Origin of the sequence: Rhizobium sp. RU20A (genome assembly GCF_900155885.1) — a bacterium.
Taxonomy (GTDB): domain Bacteria; phylum Pseudomonadota; class Alphaproteobacteria; order Rhizobiales; family Rhizobiaceae; genus RU20A.
Genome location: NZ_FTMB01000011.1, coordinates 76,692 through 97,913, shown reverse-complemented (window position 1 = coordinate 97,913; position 21,222 = coordinate 76,692). Strand labels below are relative to the sequence as shown.

The window sequence follows — 21,222 nt, the reverse complement described above, 5'->3', positions numbered from 1 at the left end:
CCTTAAACGTTGGAAATCGGGGCAGCCGACGGATCATCATTGGCCGTCGGGCGGATGTCCGCATGGGGCTGCCCTTGCCGCGATTTGCGCCAGACGAGAAAGGCGAAGATCGCGGCGAGGCCGAAGCCGATTTCGTCCGTCAACGGAAGGGCGGCAAAGAGCGTGAACGCGGCCGCGGCCGCAATCATCCGTTGGACGACCGACAGCGGAATGGCAACGAAGCCGATGACGGCGGCTCCCCAGAGGCCGATTGCGAGGGTGGTTTTCAGGATGATGTAGACGACGGCAGGAACGTAGCCGTAGTCGAGAGCAAACTGGCCACCGTCCTGCAGCATCAGGGCTGGCGAATAGACAGCCATGAACGGGATCACAAACCCGGCCGCCGCCACCTTCACCGCCTGAAGGGAGATCTTCAACCCGCTTTCGCGGGCGATCGGCGCTGCTGCAAAGCAGGCCAGAGCCACCGGCGGTGTTAGATCGGCGAGGATGCCGAAATAGAAGACGAACATATGGCTGACGATCAGCGGCACACCCAGTTCCAGAAGGGCAGGACCCGCGATCGACGAGGTGATGATGTAGTTGGGGATCGTGGGAATGCCCATGCCGAGGACAAGGCAGGTGACCATGGTCAAAAGCAGGGAGAGGAAGAGACTCGTGCCCCCCACCGACACGATGAACTGGCCGAACGTGTTGGCTGCGCCGGTCAGCGTCATCGTGCCGATGATGACACCGACAAGCGCACAGGCGATGGCAACCGGCAGTGCCGTCTTGGCACCTTCAGCCAAGGCATCGCGGCAGTCGACAAGCGTCTTGCGCCCGCCAGCCAGAACCGCGTTCGCCAGCACCAGCAGAACGAGTGAGCCCAGAACGATCGTCATGCCGAACTGAAAGAAGGCCGCTGCAACCAGGCCGAGGCCGATCCAGAAGATCATCCGCACAACCGTCGACGGCATATGCATGGCAAGCGATGCGCCGAGAATGAGAAGCAGAATGAAGGCGAGACCGACCGTCCCGGCAAAAAGCGGCGTGTAGCCCGAGAAAAGCAGCCAGACGAGAGCGCCCAGCGGCAGGACGAGATGCCAGCCCTTCTTCAAGGCGGCGGTCGCCGACGGGAGTTCCGCGCGCGAAAGACCCAGCAGCCCCCGTTTGCCCGCTTCCAGATGCACCATCCAGAACGCGGAGGCAAAGTAGAGGATGGCAGGGATCAAGGCCGCCTTGACGATCTCGTGATATTCGACGCCCAGTGTTTCGGCCATGATGAAGGCGACGGCGCCCATGACCGGCGGCATGATCTGGCCACCCATCGAAGCCGTGGCTTCGACGCCGCCGGCAAATGCCGGACGATAACCGAACCGCTTCATCAGCGGGATGGTGAACTGGCCCGTGGTGACGACATTTGCGACGCCGGAACCGGAGATCGTGCCCATCAAGCCGGAGGAGATGATCGCCACCTTGGCTGCGCCGCCGCGGCGCCCGCCGACCAGGCTCAACGACACGTCGTTGAAAAGCTGGATCATGCCGGCCTTCTCCAGGAAGGCACCAAACAGGATGAAGAGGAAGATGTAGGAAGAGGAGACGAGGGTCGGGATGCCGTAGATCCCTTCCGTTCCATAGGCCATGTGATCGATGACCTGCGCGAAGGAATAACCGCGATGATTGAGCGGCGCAGGAAGGTATTCACCAAACAGGCAATAGAGAAGAAATACCCCGGAAATGATTGGCAAGGCTGGGCCCATCAGCACCCAGGAAGCCGCAAAGACGATCGACAGGGCGATGATGCCAAAGACGATGTCGCGCTCCAGCGGATCTCCAGCGCGCACGATCAGATCGGTATACTCATAGCACTGGTAGAAGGCGACCGAGGCAGCAATCGCAGAGCAGGTCCAGGCCGCGACTTTCGTGAGGCGGCCCTTGTTGAGCAGCGCCGCCAGCAACGGAAAGATCAACGCCGTGACGAAGCCGACATGGATCGCCCGCACCAATTGGCTCGGTGGATCGATCAGGTGGGCGGCGGTCGCCAGCTGAAAAGCAGAAAATGCCAGCGCGATGGTGAAGATGAGCCGGCCTTCCGTTGTCTTCGGGAAGGCGGCGGAAAGAGCGTCATGCGCGCTGAGTTCGGCAGCATGACCGTCTTTGGGTGGCAAAAGGGATGTCATGAGGTCCTCCAGACGAAAGCGAGAGGCGGTGATCCTCCATCACCGCCCAGCGTTTTAAACGACTTACAAAAGACCCTTTTCCTTGAAGTAGCGCTCGGCGCCGGGGTGCAGCGGTACGGGCATGCCGGTCAGGGCATTTTCCAGCTTGATGTCAGCAGCCGCCTTGTGGGCCGCCATCAGGGCCGGCAGGTTCTCGAAAAGCTGCTTGGTCATCTGGTAGGCGACCTCGTCCGAAACATCGGCATGCGTCATCAGGAAGTTGCCCACAGCGACCGTCGCGACGTCTGCCGTTTGCCCTTCATACGTTCCTGCGGGCACCGTCGCGGCGAGGTAAGGCGCGCCGAGTTTGCCGGCGATCTCGGCGGGGATGGAGACAAGCTGCACCGGCAGCGATGCCGCCAGATCGCGGAACGAGGAGACACCAAGCCCAGCCGATTGCAGGGTCGCGTCCAGTTGGCGGTTCTTCATCAGTTCGACCGATTCCGCAAAGGGCAGATATTCGGTTTTTCCGAGCTGCTCGTACGTCAGGCCGGCAGCCCCCAGAATGGCGCGTGCATTGAGTTCGGTACCGGACTTCGGCGCGCCGACGGAAAGGCTCTTGCCTTCGAGGTCAGCGAGCGTCGTGATCCCGGATTCGCGCGAGGCCATGATCTGGATATAGTTGGGATAGATCGCCGCGATACCCCGAAGTTTGTCGAGCGGCGCCTTGAAGCCCGCTTCCGCGTTTCCCTCCCAGGCGAGTTTGACCGCGTCGCCGAGCGCGAAGGCAATCTCTCCCCGGCCCTGCTGCAGGAGATTGAGGTTCTCGACCGAGCCCTTGGTGGCCTGGACCTGTGTGCGGGCTCCCTCGATCTTCTCCCCATAGATCTTCGACATGGCAACGCCAAGCGGATAATAGACACCCGCGGTACCGCCCGTCAGAACGTTGATGAACTGATCGGCCTTCGCCGGTACTGCGGTTGCGATCGCACCGAGCAGACCGAAGGCGATGACGGCTGATGTTCCGATATTGAGCTTCATTGGTTTCCCTCCCAAGGATAACAGCGGCTGTGTGTCCGCAGTTCTTAGGGAGCAAGGTCCGGGCCAAGAGCCAGAAAATTGATTTAAAAGAATTTTTCCGTGAGGCTGGAACACCCTCCGGCAAATTTCCGCCGCCCGCCCGGATGGGCCTGGCGGATTGTTGCCTGAACATCTCGACCGCGCGCCGGCGGCAGACACCACGACGTGTTGCTCGACCACTTGACCAACTGCGATGCCACACCCACGCAGCAGCAGCAGCAGCAGCAGCCGAGACGATGAGCGAGGAGACGTCCCCATGACTGTCACGGTCACGGTCGCCGAGGCCAAGACGCATCTGTCTGAACTGCTCGCTCGCGTCGAAGCCGGCGAGGACGTCATTATCGCCCGCGGCAATGATCCCGTTGCACGGCTCGTCGCCGTGGACGAGCGACGGCAGCGTCTGGCCGCTATCGAGGCCGTGCGGGCATTGCGGGCGCAGGCTCAGCCCGTCACCTCTGAGGAAATCGAGGAGTGGAGGCAGGAAGGCTGGCGCTGATGGCCTTCGTTGTCGATGCCTCGATCGCCGGCGCGTGGCTGTTGCCGGACGAAGAAAACATGGCCTCAGCGCTTATGACTCCGCCTACCTCGCCATCGCGCTGCTGGAACAACTCCCTCTGGCCACGCTCGATCGCCGACTGGCAGATGCGGCGCGTGCGGAAGGTGTCCCGGTGGTTGGCGACGCCGACGCCCGGCTGCCATGAGCCGGGCTGATCTGGCGTGCCGGGACTACACGCCGGACGGATGCTCCGGGGCGCTGTGCAGGAGCTGGAATTCCGGCGATTGAACGAGGTGCAGATAGCGCTCGAATTGGGCGAGCACATCACTGATCACCTGATCGCGGGACATGCCCATGACGTCATAACCCCGGTTCCCGCTCGAAAAATACGTGCGCGCCTCATAGCGGAATTCCGCCTCGCCGGCACGAATCGGCGTGAAACTGGCGATCCGGTGACGCACGAGGCTGACGCCATAGACAAAGTCGCGAACGCCTTCCGCCGGCGAGCGCAGGGCGATGGCGCCCTCCCCGTCTTCCTCGACCACGTCGGTATGGCGCCCACGCGACCGCAGCTCGGCAGCAACCTGCTCGAGAGCCGGCCGAACCTGCGTCTCGATAAAGCGGCGGACGTCCTTTTCCGTTGCCGTGTTGAGCATCAGCCCGAGCCGGCGCTGCCAGGTCTGCCCGGAGGCGGGCTGGGCGGCCGGGAGCGGGTTCTGTCCGTGGTGCGCCTCCCGCTGCGCGAGGTCCTCCCGCATGCCGAGATAAAGGGACAGGACCAGCGCCAGCATGACGACGGTGAATGGGAGGGCACTGATGACCGTTGCCGATTGAAGGGCGCTGAGGCCCCCCGCCATCAGCAGGGCGGCGGCGACGACGCCTTCAATGGAACACCAGAACACACGCTGGCCGGTGGTGGTCTGCGTTTCGCCGCCGGCCGCGATGGAATCGACAACCAGCGCGCCGGAATCGGCCGAGGTGATGAAGAAGATCGTCACCAGGAGCACGGCGAGCGTCGATGTCAGTCCCGACAGCGGCAGATATTCAAAGAAGCGGAACAGGCCGACCGAAACATCATTGGCAATGGCGGTCCCGAGCGCGCCGTTTGCGACGGTGGTGTCGATGAACATCGCCGTGTTGCCAAACACCGTCATCCAGAAAAAGGTGAAGCCGGCGGGGATGAAGAGCACGGCCATGACGAATTCGCGAACCGTGCGCCCGCGCGAAATGCGCGCGATGAACATGCCGACGAAGGGTGACCAGGATATCCACCAGGCCCAGTAGAACAGGGTCCAGCTATCGATCCAGGGCGTCGGCTGATAGGCGTAGATGTTGAAGGTTCTGAGCACCAGCGTGTCGAGGTAAAGGCCGAGATTCTGAACGAAATCGCGGAACAGCTGACTGGTCGGCCCAACGACGAGAACGAAGATCATCAGCAGGACGGCAACGACGAGGTTGGTCTCCGACAGGATGCGCACGCCCTTGTCGAGGCCGGTGACAACGGAGACCGTAGCCATGGCGGTGACGGCCACGATGAGGGTCAGCTGCACCTCGAGGCCGATGGGAACGCCGATCAGGTAATGGAGCCCGGCATTGATCTGCGACACGCCGACGCCGAGCGAGGTGGCAATGCCGAACATGGTGCCGACGATCGCGAAGATGTCGACCGCATGTCCAATGGGACCGTCGACGCGGTTTTTCAGCAGCGGATAAAGCCCGGAACGGATGGTCAGCGGCAGATTGTACCGGTAGCCGAAATAGGCCAGCGACAGGCCGACCACGGCGTAGATCGCCCAGGCGTGGATACCCCAGTGAAAGAAGGTGACGGTCATGGCTTCGCGCATCGCTTCGATCGAGCGCGGTTCGGCGGTTGGCGGCACCATGTAGTGGGTCATCGGCTCGCCAACGGCATAGAACATCAGCCCGATGCCCATGCCGGCGGCAAACAGCATCGCGATCCATGAGACGAAGCGGAAATCCGGGACGGAATCATCCGGCCCGAGCTTCAATTGTCCAAAGCGCCCGAAGCACAGCGCCAGCACCGCCAGCAGGAAGATGCCCACCGACAACAGGTAGAACCAGCCGAAGGCCCCGAGGATGAAGGTCTGGATCACTCCGAACAGCGCCCCGGCCTCACCGGGAACAATCACGCCGACCGCGAGGAAAAGCCCGATGAGGATGACCGCGCCATAAAAGACCGGCGGGTTGATGATGAAGGATTTCATGGGCGAAAACCGCTTTCTTCACTGGATGTAGCGCTCCCCGAAACGGGGGGGAGAGGTCTGGCCATGCCTCAAGGACGGCCGGCTGAAGGTTGTCTGGCGCGAGCGCTCCGATCGGGCGGGCACCGCGCCTGTCACGGCTGCAGAATAAGCTTCTCCTCGCCTTCCGGCCGTGGCGTTTCCGGCTTTGCGCGCTCCAGGCGGAGCGGCGGCGCCTTGCCGGCCTTGTCTTCGCCCATGTAGAGCGTGACGTGCGGGAACGGGATCTCGATGCCGCGTCGATCGAAGACCTGCTTGATGAATTCGTTATAGGCGCGCCCGGCCCCCCAATGTCCGCCGGCGACGGTCTTGATGCGCGCGCGCACCGTAATGGCGCTGTCGCCGAACGCCGTGATGCCCTGCATGTCGAGCGTGTCGATGATCTTTTCGCGCCACTCCGTCTCCATCAGCAGGTCGAAGGCTTCCTGCATGGCCGCCTTGACCTCGTCGATATCCTCGCGATAGGCGACGCCGATCTCGGCGACATGGTAGCCGAAGCCCTTGACCATGTTGGAGACCGTATCGACGGAGGAGAACGGGATCAGATGCAGCGTTCCATCCAGCGAGCGGATCGACACGGAGCGGATCGTCAGCTTTTCGACGACGCCGCTGACACTGCCGAGGCTGACGACGTCGCCTTCGTTCATGACATTCTCGAGCTGTATGAACACCCCGGTGATGATGTCCTGCACCAGCTTCTGGGCGCCGAAACCGATGGCCAGACCGAGCACGCCGGCACCCGCCAGAAGCGGCGCGATATTGACGCCGATCTGGGCCAGCGCCAGCATCGAGACGAGAACGATGAGCGCGATCGTGAAGGCGTTGCGGAAGAGCGAGAGCAGCGTCTTTTCACGGCTCGTCGGGATGGTCCCGAATTCCGGGTTGAGCCGGTATTCGACCCAGGACGAGACCGCCAGATAGGCAAGGAAGCCCATCGCGAGGACGATCAAGGCCGCAATGGCCGAACCGCTGATGCGCTGGCCGGCCTCCGATGACAGCCATCCGAGGAAGTCGATCAGGCCCCAGGACTGGGCAATGGCAATGACGACACCAATCGTCACCACCGTGCGGATGATCTGCATGACCCGCGGAACGAAGGCGCGCAACCGCCCCTCCAGCGCGGGCAGGCGGGCGCGAACGTCGGCCGGCAGGATGAGGTTTGCATTGGCAAAGCGCCCGATGAAGGCGATGACCAGACCACCGACGATAACGGCAACGACGGATTTGACCGTTGCAGTGATCATGAACGGGAGCGCGGCCTGCGGATTGACGAGCCAGACGACGAAGATCGCGATCAGATAGGCGATTGCGACGAGATGCCAGACCCCGGCGAGAAACGCGCCGCTGCGACTGATGAAGTCCGTGCGGCCGCCGGCTGCGCGTGACGACAGCACGTCTCGCACCCGGTCGCGGTTTTGCAGGATGACGACGATGGCGATGACCAGGGCGGTCAGCATCACGAGAACCCGCACGGCCTGCGCCGCCGATTCAGAGACGTTCGCGGCAAGGATCGGTGCGACGAACATGAAGGCGTAGCCGACAAGCGAGACGGCGCGCGCCAGCCAGAAATACCAGTAGGCGGCCGCGGTGTCGGAGACCGGCACGAGCCTGAGCGCCGGAAAGCGCGGCTGCAGGACGAACCGCATCGCAGCCTTCACCATTTCCACCATCAGGAAGGCGTTGAGAAGCAGGGTCTGGTTGATATCCATGCGGCCGGTGGCGCCGCCGATGACCTGCAGGGCCATCACGTAGCCGACGCCCCAGGCAAGGGCGACGCTGATAATGTCCGCGAGCGTGGCGATGGTCGTAAAGATCGCCCGGATCGACCAGTGACGCGACGCTGCGCGGCGGTCCAGGGTGCGTTGAACGATATGCGCCAGGATCCGCAGCACAAAAAATGCGGCAAACAGGCTTGCACCGACGAGGATGACGTTGAGGGCAAGCGTCTGGATCGCCCTGTAATCGAGCGTGCCCGCGCCGGTGACCATGCCGGCCAGCGCCGTCACCCCGCTCCAGACCGCCTCTCCCCCGGCCATCACCTGTTCAGCCGCCGCTCTCGTCTGTTCGGCGATCTGCCGGGCGATCGTCGGTTCCTGTTCGACGGGTTCCTGTCCCTGCTGTGCGGCCGCCTCGTTTTTCAATCGGGTGAGAAGTGCATTTCGCGCATCCTCATTCTCCAGAATTCGCACGAGATCGTCGACGCTGCTGGCCGGCGGCGGTGTCGACTGGGCGCTGTCTTGCGCATGGGAAGGCGTTAGCGGAACCAGAAGAACCAACAAAAACAGGAGACTGGCAGCGAAGCGGCGGAAGGGCATGGCATCCTTTCGAGGTTCGTAATGCAGGCGAAAGGATGGCGCCCGTCTGCGCATCGTCAACCCTTGACGGTCATAAATAGTTTTCGGGCACCGCAGAGGTTGCAGCGGGCACGCCGTCTTCAACGGCGCGCAAAGGGCGGATCGGACGCCGAAAATCAGACACAAAGCCCATCCGCGGGGCCGTGTCGGCGTGCCTCAGAGAGACGCCAGATAGGCGCGCCAGCCACCGAAGGCCGTGATGTCCTGCGAGCCCGCAAGGCCTGCGGTTTCGCAGAGGAACCCCTTGACGGTGGTGCCGTCCGCGAGCTTCACCGTGCCGATGGCGAGCGGCGCGGGAACGCCCTTCATGAAGGCGCCGAATTGGCCGTTCGGGATGGCCCAGAGTTCGAGCGCGATCGGATGGCCGTCCTCGACGCGCACCAGCCCCGGCCGGCGGGGCGGCCCTCCGGCCAGCGCATGCAGCCGGTACTCGGGCGCCGTGACGGCTTCGGCGAGGAAGCGGCCGCCAAGGCGGGTCACCTCGCCGTTGAGCGGCAGGCCGCGCATATGGGCGCCGACCAGCGCGATGGCGATTTCACCCGGACCGGCCGCGGGCGCCGGTGCCTCGGTCGGCTCGTATGCCCGGCCCGTCGCGCCAAGCGGAACGGCCGCATCGGCCTGCAGGCGGGCGGCGATGCCGGCGATGCGACCATCCTGCCCGGCCGGACCCAGCAGCGTGACACTGCCCGGCCTGTCGTCCGCACGCGCCGTGACCGGCACGGCAATGCCGCAGAGATCAAGGAGGTTGACGAAATTGGTGTAGGTGCCGAGCTTCGAATTCGGGCCGACCGGATCCTGTTCGAGATCCTCCACGCTGAAGAAGCAGGGAATGGTGGGGACGCAGAAGAGATCGGCGGCGGCGATCAGCGGCTCTGCGGCGCGCTTCAAGGCCGCCAGCCGATAGATGTCGCGGAAGGCATCGGCCGCGGTCAGGGTTTCGGCGCGTTCGATGATCTTGCGCGTGACCGGAAAAATCACCTCCGGCGTGGTACGGATCACCGTTTCGATGGCCGCATAGCGCTCCGCTACCCAGGCGCCCTCGTAGAGCAGGGCAGCGATCCGGTAGAGCGGTGAGAAATCGAGCGGAACGATGCGGTGCCCGAGACCTTCGAGCGTCGCCAGCGTCGCCTCGAACGAGGCCTCCTGGAAGACGTCACCGAAGAACAGGCGCGAGGCGGCATCGGGAATGCCGATGGCGAAGCCGGCTGCCGGCGTTTCGAGGACCGGGGCCGTGAGATCGCGGGAATAGGCGTCGCTGGCGTCATAACCGGCAGCGACGGAATAGGCGGCGAAGGCGTCTTCCACCGTCAGGGCAAAGATCGAGATCGTGTCGAGCGTGCGGCAGGCGGGCACCATGCCGCTGGCCGAGAGCGAGCCGAGCGTCGGCTTCAGCCCGACGATATTGTTGAGCGCCGCCGGCACGCGGCCGGAGCCGGCCGTATCCGTTCCGAGCGCGAAGGGCACGATGCCGCGCGCCACGGCCACGGCCGAGCCGCTGCTGGAGCCGCCGGGCACGATCGCCGGATCGATGGCGTTTTTCGGGATCGGATAGGGCGAGCGCACGCCGACGAGGCCTGTCGCGAACTGGTCGAGATTGGTCTTGCCGATCGGCAGGGCACCGGCCGCCTTCAGCTTCGCCACGACGAAGGCATCGGCCGTCGCGCCAAGTTCGAAGGCCGGGCAGGCGCAGGTGGTCGGCATATCCGAGACATCGATATTGTCCTTCACCGCGAAAGGAATGCCATAGAGCGGCTTTGCGGGATCGTAGGGGCCGAGCGCCTCGGCGGCGGCCAGCACGGTCTCGATCGGCGCGAGATGGATGAAGATGCCAGGATCGGCAGCCTCCGCGATGCGCCGGTAGACCTCTTCGATCACGGCTTTGGGGCTGAGGCCGGCGGCATAGGCGGCGCGAAACTGCGCCAGCGTAACGGGCATGGGGGTCATGACGGCACTTTCGGATATCAGAGAATTTCGACCGGTTTCGTCCACTGGATCAGCACGACGCAGCCCTCCTCGGACGAGACCGAATGCACCGTTCCCTCCGGATTGGCGACGAGCGAGCCGGCGCCGTAGTGGCCGTTCTCGTCGCTCTGCGAGCCTTCCAGCACGAGAATGGTTTCGAGCCCCGTATGCCGGTGCTGCGGCACGCTGGCGCCCGGCGCGTAGCGCAGCAACGCCACCTCGGGCTCGCCCGTGACGAGGCGGCAGATTTCGACGCCGTCGCGAAAATGTTCGAAGGGGGCTTCCTTCCAGCGGTTTGCCAGGAATTGCGCCATATGCAGGGTCTCACGCATCAAGGGCCTCCACGATCTCGTCCACGGTGGCCGCCCAGCCGACGATCGCGCCCTGCGCGGTTATCATGTCGATCGCGGCCTTCTTGAAGTCGGGGAAATAGCTTTCGGTGGCATCGGTCGCGAGCAGGCACTCGTAGCCCCGGTCGTTCGCCTCGCGCATGGTGGTCTGCACGCAGACCTCCGTCGTCACGCCGGCAAAGACGAGTTGCGCGATTCCCTTAGCCTTGAGGATGTCGCCAAGCGGGGTCGCATAGAAGGCGCCCTTCCCCGGCTTGTCGATCACCGTCTCGCCGGGCAGCGGATAAAGCGCCGCGACGATGTCGGCTCCCGCCTCGCCTGCGATCAGGATGCGTCCCATCGGGCCGGGATCGCCGATGCGCAGCGACGGCTTGCCGCGCGTGAGCTTGGCGGGCGGGCAGTCCGAAAGGTCGGGCGCATGGCATTCGCGCGTGTGAATGACGGGAAGACCGGCGCGGCGGAAGCCGTCGATGAGCCGCGCCGTCGCCGGAATGATCGCCTGCAGCAGCGTCACGTCATTGCCGAGCGTTGCGCCAAAACCGCCCGGCTCGATGAAATCGCGCTGCATGTCGATGACGACGAGCGCGGTCTTGTCCGGCACGAGCGTGACGTCGAAGGGTCGGGCCTTGATGATCCCCATCAGTGATGTCCTGCCATGTGTTTGCCGATCTCCCCGATATCCGCGCCAGCCGCCGGCGTCTCGAAGACGATGGCGCCGTCGGACATGACGAGGATGCGGTCGGAGAGTTCGAGAATTTCGTCGAGGTCCTCGCTGATCAAAAGCACGGCCGCGCCCTGATTGCGCGCCGCCATGATGCGGGCGCGGATTTCCGCGACGGCGGAGAAATCGAGGCCGAAACAGGGATTGGCGATCAGCAGCAGATCCACCTTGCCGCTGAGTTCGCGGGCCAGAACGGCGCGCTGCACATTGCCGCCGGAAAGGGCCGCGATCGGCGTATCGGGCGAAGCGGTCTTGACCTTGTATTCGCCGATCAGGCGCGCGGCAAGCGCGGCCATGCGGCGCCGATCCAGCCAGAATTTGCCCTTGCCCCCGGCAAAATCGAAATCGCGGAAGAAGATGTTTTCCGCAACGCTCATTTTCGGCGCGCAGGCATTGCGCAGCGGCTCCTCCGGCAGGGTACGCACGTTCAGCGCCCGCATCTCGCCGCGCGTGGCGCGGAACGGCGTGCCGCACACCTGAACGTCGCCCGCCGCCAGCGGCCGCTGGCCGGAGAGGATTTCCATCAGCTCCATCTGCCCGTTGCCGGAAATGCCGGCGATGCCGACCACTTCACCGGCACGCACATGGAGATCGTCGATGGCGATGGTCTTCAACCCCGAACGATCCGGCGCCTTTGCTGCCGTCACGGTCAGCACCGGCGCGCCGTTCATCGCCACGCGGGCGGCCGGGCGCACCAACTCCTTCTCGCCGATCATCATCGCCGCCATCTCGGCCGTCGAAAGATCCGCCACCTTCCCGCCACCGACATGCTCGCCGCGCCTGAGGACCGAGACAGCATCGGCAAAGGCGGTCACCTCGCGGAATTTGTGGGAGATCATCAGGCAGGTGAGTTCGCCGGCCGTGGTCAGGCCCCGCACCATGCCGAGCAGTTCGTCGGCTTCGGCCGGGGTCAGCACCGAGGTCGGTTCGTCGAGGATGAGGAAGCGGCGACCGAGATAGAGCTGCTTCAGGAGTTCCAGCTTCTGTTTCTCGCCGGCCGCGAGCCGGCCGACCGGCACGTCCAGCGGCACGGAAAAGGGCATCGTCTCCATGAAGGCGGCAAGCGCGGCGCGCTCGCTCTTCCAGTCGATGCGGGCCGGAACGTCGGCGCGGCTGATGACGAGGTTCTCCGCCGCCGTCAGAGAGGGCACCAGCGTGAAATGCTGATAGACCATGCCAAGCCCGAGATCATGCGCGGCGCGCGGGTCCGGCACCTCCACCTCGCGACCCTCCACCGCCATCTGGCCCGCGGTCGGGCGGTAAAAGCCCATCATGCATTTGACGAGCGTCGATTTGCCCGCACCGTTTTCGCCGAGCAGCACATGGAAGGCGCCGGCCTCGATCTTCAGCGACACGTCGTTCAGCGCCGTGAACGCGCCGAAGCGCATGGTCATGCCGATCGTTTCCACGCCGATGGCGCGCGGGGGGATCTGATGGTGCTCGGCCGGGACCCTCATGACAGGGCCTCGATGAACTTTGCGCTATCGGAGACCGAGCCGAAGACGCCGCCCTGCATCTTCACCATCTTGATCGCGGCGGCGTGGTTGCCGGGATCGGTCGCCGCGCAGCAATCTTCCAGGAGCAGGCATTCGAAGCCGCGGTCGTTGGCCTCGCGCATGGTGGTGTGGACGCAGACATCGGTGGTGATGCCGGAGAGCACGATGTTCTCGATGCCGCGGGTGCGCAGGAGGAGTTCGAGGTCCGTGGCGCAGAAGGAGCCCTTGCCGGGCTTGTCAATGATGGGTTCACCCGCGAGCGGCTTCAGCTCGTCGATGATCTCCCAGCCCGGCTCGCCGCGCACCAGAATGCGCCCGCAAGGACCGGCATCGCCGATACCCGCGCCGATCTGCTGCGAGCGCCAGCGCTTGTTGGGCGGCAGGTCGGACAGATCGGGACGGTGGCCCTCGCGGGTGTGGATGATGTGGTAGCCCTTGGCGCGCATGGCGCCGAGCACCGCCTTGATCGGCTCGATCGGCGCGCGGGTCAGCCCGATGTCGTAGCCCATCGTGTCGACATAGCCACCCGGCCCGCAGAAATCCGTCTGCATGTCGATGATGATGAGCGCCGTGTTCTCCGGCCTCAGGTCGCCATTATACGGCCAGAGATAGGGATCGGCCTGAACGGTGGTCATCGCGGGGTCTCCATTGCTTGCCGCTCGCGCGGCGCTGTTCACTTGACGATGCTGAGTTCGCCGGGAGCGGACGGCATGGCGCGGCTGCGCGAGCTCGTCGCCACCAGCAGCCCGAGGGTGAGGACGTATGGCGCGGCGTAGAAGAGGTAGTAGCCGCTGGTGACGCCAACCGACTGCAGCGCCGGGCCGAGGGCGCCCGCGCCGCCGAAGAGCAGCGAGGCATAGAGGCAGTTGACCGGGTTCCAGCGCGCGAAGATCACCAGCGCCACCGCCATCAGGCCCTGGCCGGAGGAAATGCCCTCGTTCCAGCTGCCGGGATAATAGAGGGAGAGATAGGCCCCGCCGACGCCGGCGAGCGCCCCGCCCGCCGCCGTGCTCCAGAGCCGGACGCGGTTGACGTCGATGCCGAGCGCGCGGGCCGCATCCGCGCTGTCGCCGGCGACCCGGATCGTCAGGCCGACGCGGGTGTTCTTCAGCATCCAGGCGGTGGCGAAGGCCAGCACGATGCCGGCGAGGAAAAGCACATTGACGTTAAGCGCTGCCTGCACCTGCGGCAGGCTGGACCAGAAGCCGAGCGGAATGGCCGGCAGGTCCGGCGCGACGGGCTGCACGTAGGGCTTGCCGAAGAAGAAGGCGAGCCCCGTGCCGAAGATCATCAGGGCGATGCCGATGGCGATGTCGTTGACGCGCGGCAGACGGCAGATCCAGCCATGCAGCAGGCCGAAGAGCAGGCCGGCAAACGCCGCCGCCAGCGTGCCGAGCCAGGGCGAGCCGGTGTGATAGGCCACCGCATAGCCGCTCATGGCGCCGAAAACCAGCGTGCCTTCCAGCCCGAGATTGATGCGGCCGGAGCGTTCCGTCAGGCATTCGCCGATGGAGACGAAGATGAAGGGGGTGGAGACGCGGATCGCACCGCCGAGGATGGCAAGGGGCACGCCCCACAGACCGATATCGTCGCTCATCTGAGTCTCCTCTCGAGGAATGCGAGGAACCGGATGCGGCCCTGCAGCGTGTCGGACAGGAGGATGGCGATGAACACCATGCCCTCCAGCACCAGCACCGTCGCATCCGGCAGGTCCATGCGCCGCTGCACCAGCCCGCTCGAGGCCTCGATGCCGGCAAAAAGGATGGCGGCGGGGATGATGGCGAGCCCGTTGTGGCGGGCAAGGAACGCGATGAGAATGCCCGTATAGCCATAGCCGGCGGCGAGCGAGGCATTGGCCGAGCCGTGGATCGCCGCGACCTCGACCATGCCGGCAAGGCCCGCAAAGGCCCCGCCGAGCGCCGTGAAGCCGATGGCGAGCGTGCCGGCCGGCAGCCCCTGGATCTCGGCGGCGCGCACATTGCCGCCGACGATTCGGGCCGCAAAGCCGACCGTGGTGCGTTCGATCAGAACGAAGGCGAGGATGCAGGCGAGAATGCCGAAGGCAAGGCCCCAGTGCACGCCGATCCCCGGCATCTCGCCGATGCGCCAGGCCTCGGGAAGGGGCGCGGTGGAGGGCTTGTTGAGGCTGGCGGGGTCGCGCAGTGGCCCTTCGATCAGGTGGTTCATCAGGGCAATGGCGATATAGGCCATCAGGAGGCTCGAAATCGTCTCGTTGACGCCGCGCAGGTGGCGCAGCGCCCCGACCGCGCCGATCCAGAAGCCGCCCACCGCCATGCCCGCGAGCGCCATCAAGGCAATGCCGACGCTCGCCGGAAGCCCCGGCATCAGCATGGCAACGGCCCCTGCCGCAACGCCGCCGAGCACGATTGCCCCCTCCCCGCCGATGATGACGAGGCCGAGCCGTGCCGGCAGTGCGACGCAGAGCGCCGCGAGCAGGAGGGGGGCCGCGCGCGTCAGCGTGTTCGTCCAGGAAAAGGCCGTGCCGAAGCCGGCCTTGAAGACGAGCGCGTAGAATTCGGCGGGCGACTTGCCGAGCAAGGCAAGGAAGAGTGCGAAGACGGCCATCCCCGCAACAAGGGCCGCCAGCGGCAGGAGCGCCGCCTCGATGCGGCGGGCACCGGCCTCGGTGAGGAAGCCGGTCCGCCCGGCAAGCCCGGTCATCTCATCGACATGCAGGCTCATGATCCCGCCTCCTTCTTCGCGCGCCCCTGTCAGGAGGTGGAGCCGACGACGCCTTCCACGAGGTAGTCCATGCTCTCCAGCGCCACGTCGGTTTCGACGAAGGACTGGCCCTCGGTCGCCACGACATTGCCCTTGTTGTCCTTGAGCGGCCCCTTGATGGCGGCAAAACCGCCCTTCATGATCTCGGCCTGCACGGCCTCGAAGCGGGTACGTGCCTCCGGCGTGACGGCGGGCCCGAGCGGGCTCATCTTGATGAACCCGTCGGCAAGACCGCCGCGCACGAAATTTTCGATGGTGCCGCCGGCAAGCGTGGTCTTGACCATGTCCGTATAGACCTTGGCCCAGTTCCACTCCGCGCCCGTCAGGTACTTTTCAGGCGCCAGCGCGCTCTGGTTGGCGTGGTAGCCGCACAGATACATGCCGCGGCCCGCACCCGTCTCCATCACCACCTTCGGCCCGTCCACATGGCAGGTGATGACGTCGACGCCCTGGTCGGCGAGCGCATTGGTGGCTTCCGCCTCCTTGACCGCCAGCGACCATTCGCCGGTGAAGATCACCTGGCAGGTGATGGTCGGATCGACGGCGCGGGCGCCGAGCAGGAAGGAGTTGATGTTGAGCAGCACCTGCGGAATGGGCTTGGCGGCGACGAAGCCGATCTTCTTCGACTTGGTGGCATAGCCGGCGGCGATTCCGTTCAGATACTGGCCCATGCCGATATAGCCGAAATAGGAGCCGACATTGGTCGGGTTGGCCGGCGTCCAGAGGCCGCCGCAATGCTCAAAGCGCACATTCGGGTTCTTGGGCGCGACGGCAAGGATATGGGGATCGAAGTAACCGAAGGACGTCGGGAAGAGCAGCGTCGCGCCATCGAAGCCGATCATGCTCTCCATGGTCTTCTGCACATCGACGGTCTCGGGAACCTGCTCCTCCTCGACGACCGTGACGCCTTCGATGGCCTTGACCGCCGCAGCCCCCTCGGCATGGGACTGGTTGTAGCCGAAATCGTCCTTCGGGCCGACATAGATGAAGCCGACCGTCAGGCCCGCCGCCCGCGCCGCACCGGCGGGCAGCAGGCCGGAGAGCGCCGCAGCGCCGGCAAGACCGGCCGAGTTCATCAGAAACTGGCGACGATTGGGCATCAGGATCTTCGACATGTGAACGTTCCCCGCTGTTCGTTGAACCGGGGCTGCCAAGGGTTCAGGCGGCAGCGCATCCGGCTTTCAGGCATTACTAATCCAGATGGACGCGCGTCTGTCTTGTGCTATGTTTCGACCAGCCCGCTGCAAAAAATGCAGCGGCGGACAAAGGCTTCCGATGCGCTATCTCGCCTCCATCCGTTACATCGATGCCGTGGTGAAGGCGGGCTCGATCCGAGCGGCCGCCGATACGCTCGCCATCACCTCGACGGCGCTCAACCGGCGCATTCTGGCGATGGAGGAGGAGCTGGGCGTGCCGATCTTCGAGCGGCTGGCGCATGGCGTTCGCCTCTCGGCGGCGGGCGAAATCTACATCCACCACATCCGTAACCAGCTCTCGGACATGGAGCGGGTGCGCTCGCAGATCGCCGATCTCTCGGGCGTGCGGCGCGGCCATGTGTCGATTGCCTGCAGCCAGGCGCTGTTGCCCTATTTCCTGCCGGAGCAGATCGCGCTCTATCGCAAGGAGCACCCGAACGTCACCTTCGGCGTGCACCTGCGCGACCGGGAGGCGGCCGAGCATGCCCTCGTCGATCACAGCGCCGATCTCGCCATCGTCTTCGAGCCGGTGCGCCTCACCGATTTCATGACGCTGATCCGGGTGCGCCAGCCGGTGCATGTGGTGATGGCGCCGGACCATCCTCTGGCGGCGAAAGCAACGGTGCGGCTGTCCGATTGCGTCGATTATCCGATTGCGCTGCCGACCACGCCCTACGGCGTGCGCCATCTGCTGGACATCGCCATGCGCATTGCCGGGGTGCGGCTCGACCCGGTCATCCAGTCCGACAATTTCGAGTTTCTGCGCAACCATGCGGTGGCGGAAAACATCGTCACCTTCCAGATCCCGATCGGCCTTTCCGACGAGACCTCGACGGGCCGCATGGTCTCGCGCCCGCTCGACGGACGCGACGTGCCCGCCGGCATTCTCTATCTTGGCCAGTTGAAGGGCCGGACGCTGCCGGTCGCCGCCGCGCGCTTCGCCTCGCAGCTGACCAGTGCGCTCGCCGGCCAGTTCGAGGTGTCCTGAGCCTCATGCAGGCGCTGGCCCTTCAGAAGATCCCCGTTTCCGTCGCCACGCGGCGATAGGCGGCGCCGGTGATGAAGCCGCCGTCGATGACGAAATCCTCGCCGGTGATGAAGGCGGCCGCATCGGAGGCGAGGAAAGCGACGAGCTCGGCAATCTCTTCCGGCGTACCGGAACGCTTCATCGGCTTCAGATACGGGCTCGCGGCTTTGAACCCGGTCACGACAAGGCCGGGGCAGACGGCGTTCACACGGATGTTGCGTCCCGCAAACTCCATGGCCGCACTGCGGATCAGGCCCCGCAGGCCCCATTTGCTGGCCGTATAAGCCGGGTCGTAATGGCCGGAAAAGCCGCTGTTGGAGGAGATGTCGACGATGGCCCCGCCGCCCGTTTCCGCCATCATGGGAACGATCGACTGGATGCCGAGGAAGGCGCCGGTGAGGTTCACCTTCATCACCCGCTCCCACGTTTCAAGCCCGGTATTGGCAACCGTCGAGCGGTTGATGATGCCGGCATTGTTGACAAGCACGTCGATGCGGCCCTTCCAGTCCCGGGCCAGCGCGACACCCCACCTCCCAGCTTTTCGGGTGGGACACGTCGAGAGAGATGAAACGGGCTCGCGGCCCTCCGCCTGCAAGGCCTCGGCCAGCGCCCGCCCCTCTTCCGCTATAGCTGACGAGATGGGCGACGCCGAAGATCATGGTGTTCGTATTGCCCGTCTGCCGGCGCACGCCGTCGACGTCGAGCCAGAGTGCGAGGCTTTGCGGGTCCGGCACCTCGTCGCGGATGTCATCGCAGGACCGATTTTGGAGCGCTGGATGACACGAGCCTATGGGCAAAATATGATCATGCAAGCATTTTGTTTAAGCTTCAATTATGTTCACTACACGCTCGGGAATCTCCATAAAATCCGGATGCTTGTGCAACAGCACGCTGCGCCCCACGCCTGCGGATCGCGACCCCTGCCCGACTCGAAACGCGCCGATATCTGCCAATGCACATATCGGCCGGCCCTCCCCATCCCAGAGCGTGCCGCCGATGCCGGCTGTCATCCGCATCAGGCCGAGCGGCGGCTGTCATCGCCGTTTGCCCGCAACAGGGCCATGATGACGGGGCCGAGCGAGAACTCGCCGCGTCCGGCCTTCGCGGTCAGATCGCGCAGATAGCCGCCGGCCGAATGGATCTGCCCTGCCCTTTCCAGGATACAGGCGATCGTCACCGCCGCATTTTCCGGCCCCATGATCTCGCAGGCCTCCTGATAGGCCGATGGGCTGACGCCCAGCATGGAGCGGACCACGACAGCCGCCGCCATCAACTCGCGCCAGCTCGAAATCGCGCCGCCCGGCCCATAATCGCCAATCTGCGGGCAGGCCTTCAGCACCAGTCCCAGCGGATAGGACTTGATCGGCTCGCTCTGCTGTCGCGATTTGACCGTGTCGGGTGCCGCCTGCTTCGTTTCGAAGCGTGGTTCAAGTTCATGGATGGAGTCGGTATTTGAATTCTGTATGTGGCGGTCATCCTGGCCGGGATTGCCGGACATAGTTTCAGATTTCATCTGAACTTCCAGCCTGTTGAGGATTTCGTCGCGCAGCATTTGCATCTCGTCGAGCACGGATTCGACGGTCTGGCGGTCCGGGGTTCGCGGAAGGCGTCCGACAAGCTCCAGATAGATCGCCTCGATCGCGAGCCAGTCGCCGGAAGCCCCCTCCTCCATCGCCGCCGTGATCAGCTTGCGCACGTCGCGCCGGCAGATGGTCAGGGCCTCGCGGGACCGCTTGAACAGCCTCGCTTCCGCCGCCACCAGCTGCGCCGTGCCTGCGAGCTCCGCCGCACGGGCGTAGAGCGGCGCCAGGCTAAAGCCGAAGGCAGCCTCGATATCGCCGTCGCTGTCACGATGGGCGTAGCGCTTGCCATTCGGGCTGTCATGGCGTTCGATCAGACCGGCCTCGACGAGCGCGGCAAGGCACCGGCGCAATGTGCGCCCTGAAATGCCGTGGGCGCGGACCGAAAGCTGCGCATTGGAAGGGAAGACGATCATCGACCGCTCCGCGGAAAGCTCGGTTTCCGGATAAAAGCTGAGGAGCGCGCTGAGCACGGCCAGCGCACGATCCTGCAGGCCGAGCAGCGTGCGCGCCTCGCAGGCATCGCGAAAGACCTTCCATTTGTCGATATCGGCATGCTGCGCGCTGTCGCGCGTTTCCATCTGCCGTTTCACCAGCGCAAGCTTCGCCGGCCGCCGCCCGAAGGGCGTCGTCACACTTCCGATCTGCATTTCTTTCACCTTTCAAATGGCAAAAGAAATCCGCTCACCAAAACGGTGCCAAAGACTCTTGACTATGATTCGGGGAAGTGCGATTCTCGGGTTGCTTAGATCTGAGAAGGGCTTCCACGACGGCGACGTTTGGGGGCCTTTTTCTTTTGCGCTCTACCTTTCCTCGGTTCTGCTGGCTGACAGGAACTCCTGGTGCAGGCGTTCCAGATTGTCCGTGATGAAGCGGCCGAACTTCGCAGCCTGATCCGACTTCAACGCAATCGAGTAGCTCTTGCCGGCGCCCTTGAATTCGGCCCGGACGGAGGCATCGCCTGCCCGCCACTCGCCGGTGTTTCGCGGCTGTTTCTGCGGCCGCTCGGCCTTGTTGATCTCGGCCACCAGTCGCTCGAACCGCGCGTCCGATTCCAGCCCATCGAAGCCATCGGCCTCCAGGCTGGCGAGGACGAGCGCCTTGACCGATGGCTTCTCGATCTTCTGGGCAAAGTCGATCCAGCGGTCGCGACCGATCGATCGGGCCGGACCGATGCGCTGGACCACGTCCTCCGGTACCCGACTCGAGACCGAGAACATCCGCGTCAGCATCGGCGCATCCACGGCCAGCGCAGCCTGGATCGTCGGCTTGTCGTAACCGAGATCGGCAAGGCGCTGGGCGAACATGGACCGCTCGATAAAGGAGAGGTTCTGCCGCGCGGAATTTTCCTGGCCCTGCGCAATCACGTGGTCGGCGTCGGAGATGTCCTTGATGACGGCGCGCACCGTGCGGCCAAGCTCGCGGGCCGCGCGGGCGCGGCGATGGCCGAAAACGATCTGGTAGCGCCCTTCCGCCGTGGGGTGAGGGCGCACCAGGATCGGCGAATCCTGCCCTCGCTCCCGGATCGCCGCAACCAGCTCGGCATAGGCGGCGTCATCCTCACCCATGCGGTCGGAGACGAACGACGTTTCGAGTTCCGCCGTATCGAGCTCCACGACGCGCTCGCCGGAAAGGGTCTCGGCGAGCGCCGCCTTTTCCGCGAGCTCGTTGAGAGAACTGATCATCGATCGGGATGCGCCCTTGGCCGCATAGCCGGCGCTTGCTTTCCGTTCCTTGGCCCCATCCTGCGGGGCGGTGATGTTGGCAAACACGTCGCGGCGCGCCATCAGACGATCCTCCAAATGGTGAACTGACTGAATTG

General features: G+C 64.7%; 18 protein-coding genes and 1 pseudogene. 3 read left to right on the top strand and 16 right to left on the bottom strand.

Annotation, left to right across the window (positions count from 1 at the left end; translation table 11 throughout):
• Positions 1-2: 2 nt before the first annotated feature.
• Positions 3-2,156 (bottom strand): TRAP transporter permease, encoded by a 2,154-nt coding sequence (locus F3H41_RS19330; RefSeq protein WP_149740324.1) that lies wholly within the window; start codon positions 2,154-2,156, stop codon positions 3-5.
• A gap of 63 nt (positions 2,157-2,219) precedes the next feature.
• Positions 2,220-3,176, bottom strand: coding sequence for a TAXI family TRAP transporter solute-binding subunit (locus F3H41_RS19325; RefSeq protein WP_149740323.1), 957 nt, complete (start codon positions 3,174-3,176; stop codon positions 2,220-2,222).
• Positions 3,177-3,471: 295 nt separating this feature from the next.
• Here F3H41_RS19325 and F3H41_RS19320 point away from each other — a divergent pair, with 295 nt between their 5' ends.
• Entirely contained in the window at positions 3,472-3,711 is a 240-nt protein-coding gene (locus F3H41_RS19320; protein WP_149740322.1) for a type II toxin-antitoxin system prevent-host-death family antitoxin, read from the top strand.
• Positions 3,711-3,926, top strand: a complete 216-nt coding sequence (locus tag F3H41_RS19315; protein ID WP_188129544.1) for a hypothetical protein — start codon at positions 3,711-3,713, stop codon at positions 3,924-3,926. Before F3H41_RS19320 ends, F3H41_RS19315 begins: the two co-directional genes overlap by 1 nt.
• 15 nt (positions 3,927-3,941) lie before the next feature.
• Here F3H41_RS19315 and F3H41_RS19310 read toward each other — a convergent pair whose 3' ends face one another.
• The 10 genes from F3H41_RS19310 to F3H41_RS19265 all read right to left on the bottom strand — a co-directional run bounded on the left by F3H41_RS19310 (position 3,942) and on the right by F3H41_RS19265 (position 16,712).
• Positions 3,942-5,936 carry a BCCT family transporter gene (locus tag F3H41_RS19310; protein ID WP_149740321.1) on the bottom strand — a complete coding sequence of 665 codons (1,995 nt, stop codon included), beginning with the start codon at positions 5,934-5,936 and terminating at the stop codon, positions 3,942-3,944.
• 131 nt (positions 5,937-6,067) lie between these two features.
• Positions 6,068-8,287 (bottom strand): mechanosensitive ion channel domain-containing protein, encoded by a 2,220-nt coding sequence (locus tag F3H41_RS19305; RefSeq protein ID WP_149740320.1) that lies wholly within the window; start codon positions 8,285-8,287, stop codon positions 6,068-6,070.
• 195 nt (positions 8,288-8,482) lie between these two features.
• Positions 8,483-10,270: an allophanate hydrolase gene (atzF, locus tag F3H41_RS19300; RefSeq protein WP_149740319.1), complete on the bottom strand. Its 1,788-nt coding sequence runs from the start codon at positions 10,268-10,270 to the stop codon at positions 8,483-8,485.
• 17 nt (positions 10,271-10,287) lie between these two features.
• The gene (locus tag F3H41_RS19295) at positions 10,288-10,620 is read right to left on the bottom strand and encodes a cupin domain-containing protein (protein ID WP_188129543.1); all 333 of its coding nucleotides are present in this window, start codon (positions 10,618-10,620) and stop codon (positions 10,288-10,290) included.
• Positions 10,613-11,278, bottom strand: coding sequence for an isochorismatase family cysteine hydrolase (locus F3H41_RS19290; RefSeq protein ID WP_149740318.1), 666 nt, complete (start codon positions 11,276-11,278; stop codon positions 10,613-10,615). Before F3H41_RS19290 ends, F3H41_RS19295 begins: the two co-directional genes overlap by 8 nt.
• On the bottom strand, positions 11,278-12,816 hold the full coding sequence (locus F3H41_RS19285; protein ID WP_149740317.1) for an ABC transporter ATP-binding protein: 1,539 nt from the start codon (positions 12,814-12,816) through the stop codon (positions 11,278-11,280). Before F3H41_RS19285 ends, F3H41_RS19290 begins: the two co-directional genes overlap by 1 nt.
• Entirely contained in the window at positions 12,813-13,490 is a 678-nt protein-coding gene (locus F3H41_RS19280) for an isochorismatase family cysteine hydrolase (protein ID WP_149740316.1), read from the bottom strand. The genes F3H41_RS19285 and F3H41_RS19280 overlap by 4 nt, the downstream gene beginning before the upstream one ends.
• 38 nt (positions 13,491-13,528) lie before the next feature.
• A complete protein-coding gene (locus F3H41_RS19275; protein ID WP_149740315.1) occupies positions 13,529-14,452 on the bottom strand; it encodes an ABC transporter permease in 924 nt (307 codons plus the stop codon).
• A complete protein-coding gene (locus tag F3H41_RS19270; protein ID WP_244616282.1) occupies positions 14,449-15,537 on the bottom strand; it encodes an ABC transporter permease in 1,089 nt (362 codons plus the stop codon). Before F3H41_RS19270 ends, F3H41_RS19275 begins: the two co-directional genes overlap by 4 nt.
• 50 nt (positions 15,538-15,587) lie before the next feature.
• Complete coding sequence (locus tag F3H41_RS19265) at positions 15,588-16,712, bottom strand: BMP family ABC transporter substrate-binding protein (RefSeq protein ID WP_149740313.1); 1,125 nt, start codon at positions 16,710-16,712, stop codon at positions 15,588-15,590.
• Between the two features lie 160 nt (positions 16,713-16,872).
• Here F3H41_RS19265 and F3H41_RS19260 point away from each other — a divergent pair, with 160 nt between their 5' ends.
• Complete coding sequence (locus F3H41_RS19260; RefSeq protein WP_149740312.1) at positions 16,873-17,781, top strand: LysR family transcriptional regulator; 909 nt, start codon at positions 16,873-16,875, stop codon at positions 17,779-17,781.
• A gap of 22 nt (positions 17,782-17,803) precedes the next feature.
• Here F3H41_RS19260 and F3H41_RS19255 read toward each other — a convergent pair whose 3' ends face one another.
• From F3H41_RS19255 to repB, 4 genes and pseudogenes are all read right to left on the bottom strand, one after another.
• Positions 17,804-18,427, bottom strand: a complete 624-nt coding sequence (locus tag F3H41_RS19255; protein WP_348532500.1) for an SDR family oxidoreductase — start codon at positions 18,425-18,427, stop codon at positions 17,804-17,806.
• Positions 18,428-18,446: 19 nt separating this feature from the next.
• Positions 18,447-18,563 (bottom strand): annotated as a pseudogene (locus tag F3H41_RS19250) (fumarylacetoacetate hydrolase family protein); the annotation flags it as partial.
• A 272-nt stretch (positions 18,564-18,835) separates the two neighbouring features.
• Positions 18,836-20,050: a plasmid replication protein RepC gene (repC, locus tag F3H41_RS19245; RefSeq protein WP_149740311.1), complete on the bottom strand. Its 1,215-nt coding sequence runs from the start codon at positions 20,048-20,050 to the stop codon at positions 18,836-18,838.
• Between the two features lie 153 nt (positions 20,051-20,203).
• On the bottom strand, positions 20,204-21,187 hold the full coding sequence (gene repB / locus F3H41_RS19240; protein ID WP_149740310.1) for a plasmid partitioning protein RepB: 984 nt from the start codon (positions 21,185-21,187) through the stop codon (positions 20,204-20,206).
• Positions 21,188-21,222 lie beyond the last annotated feature (35 nt).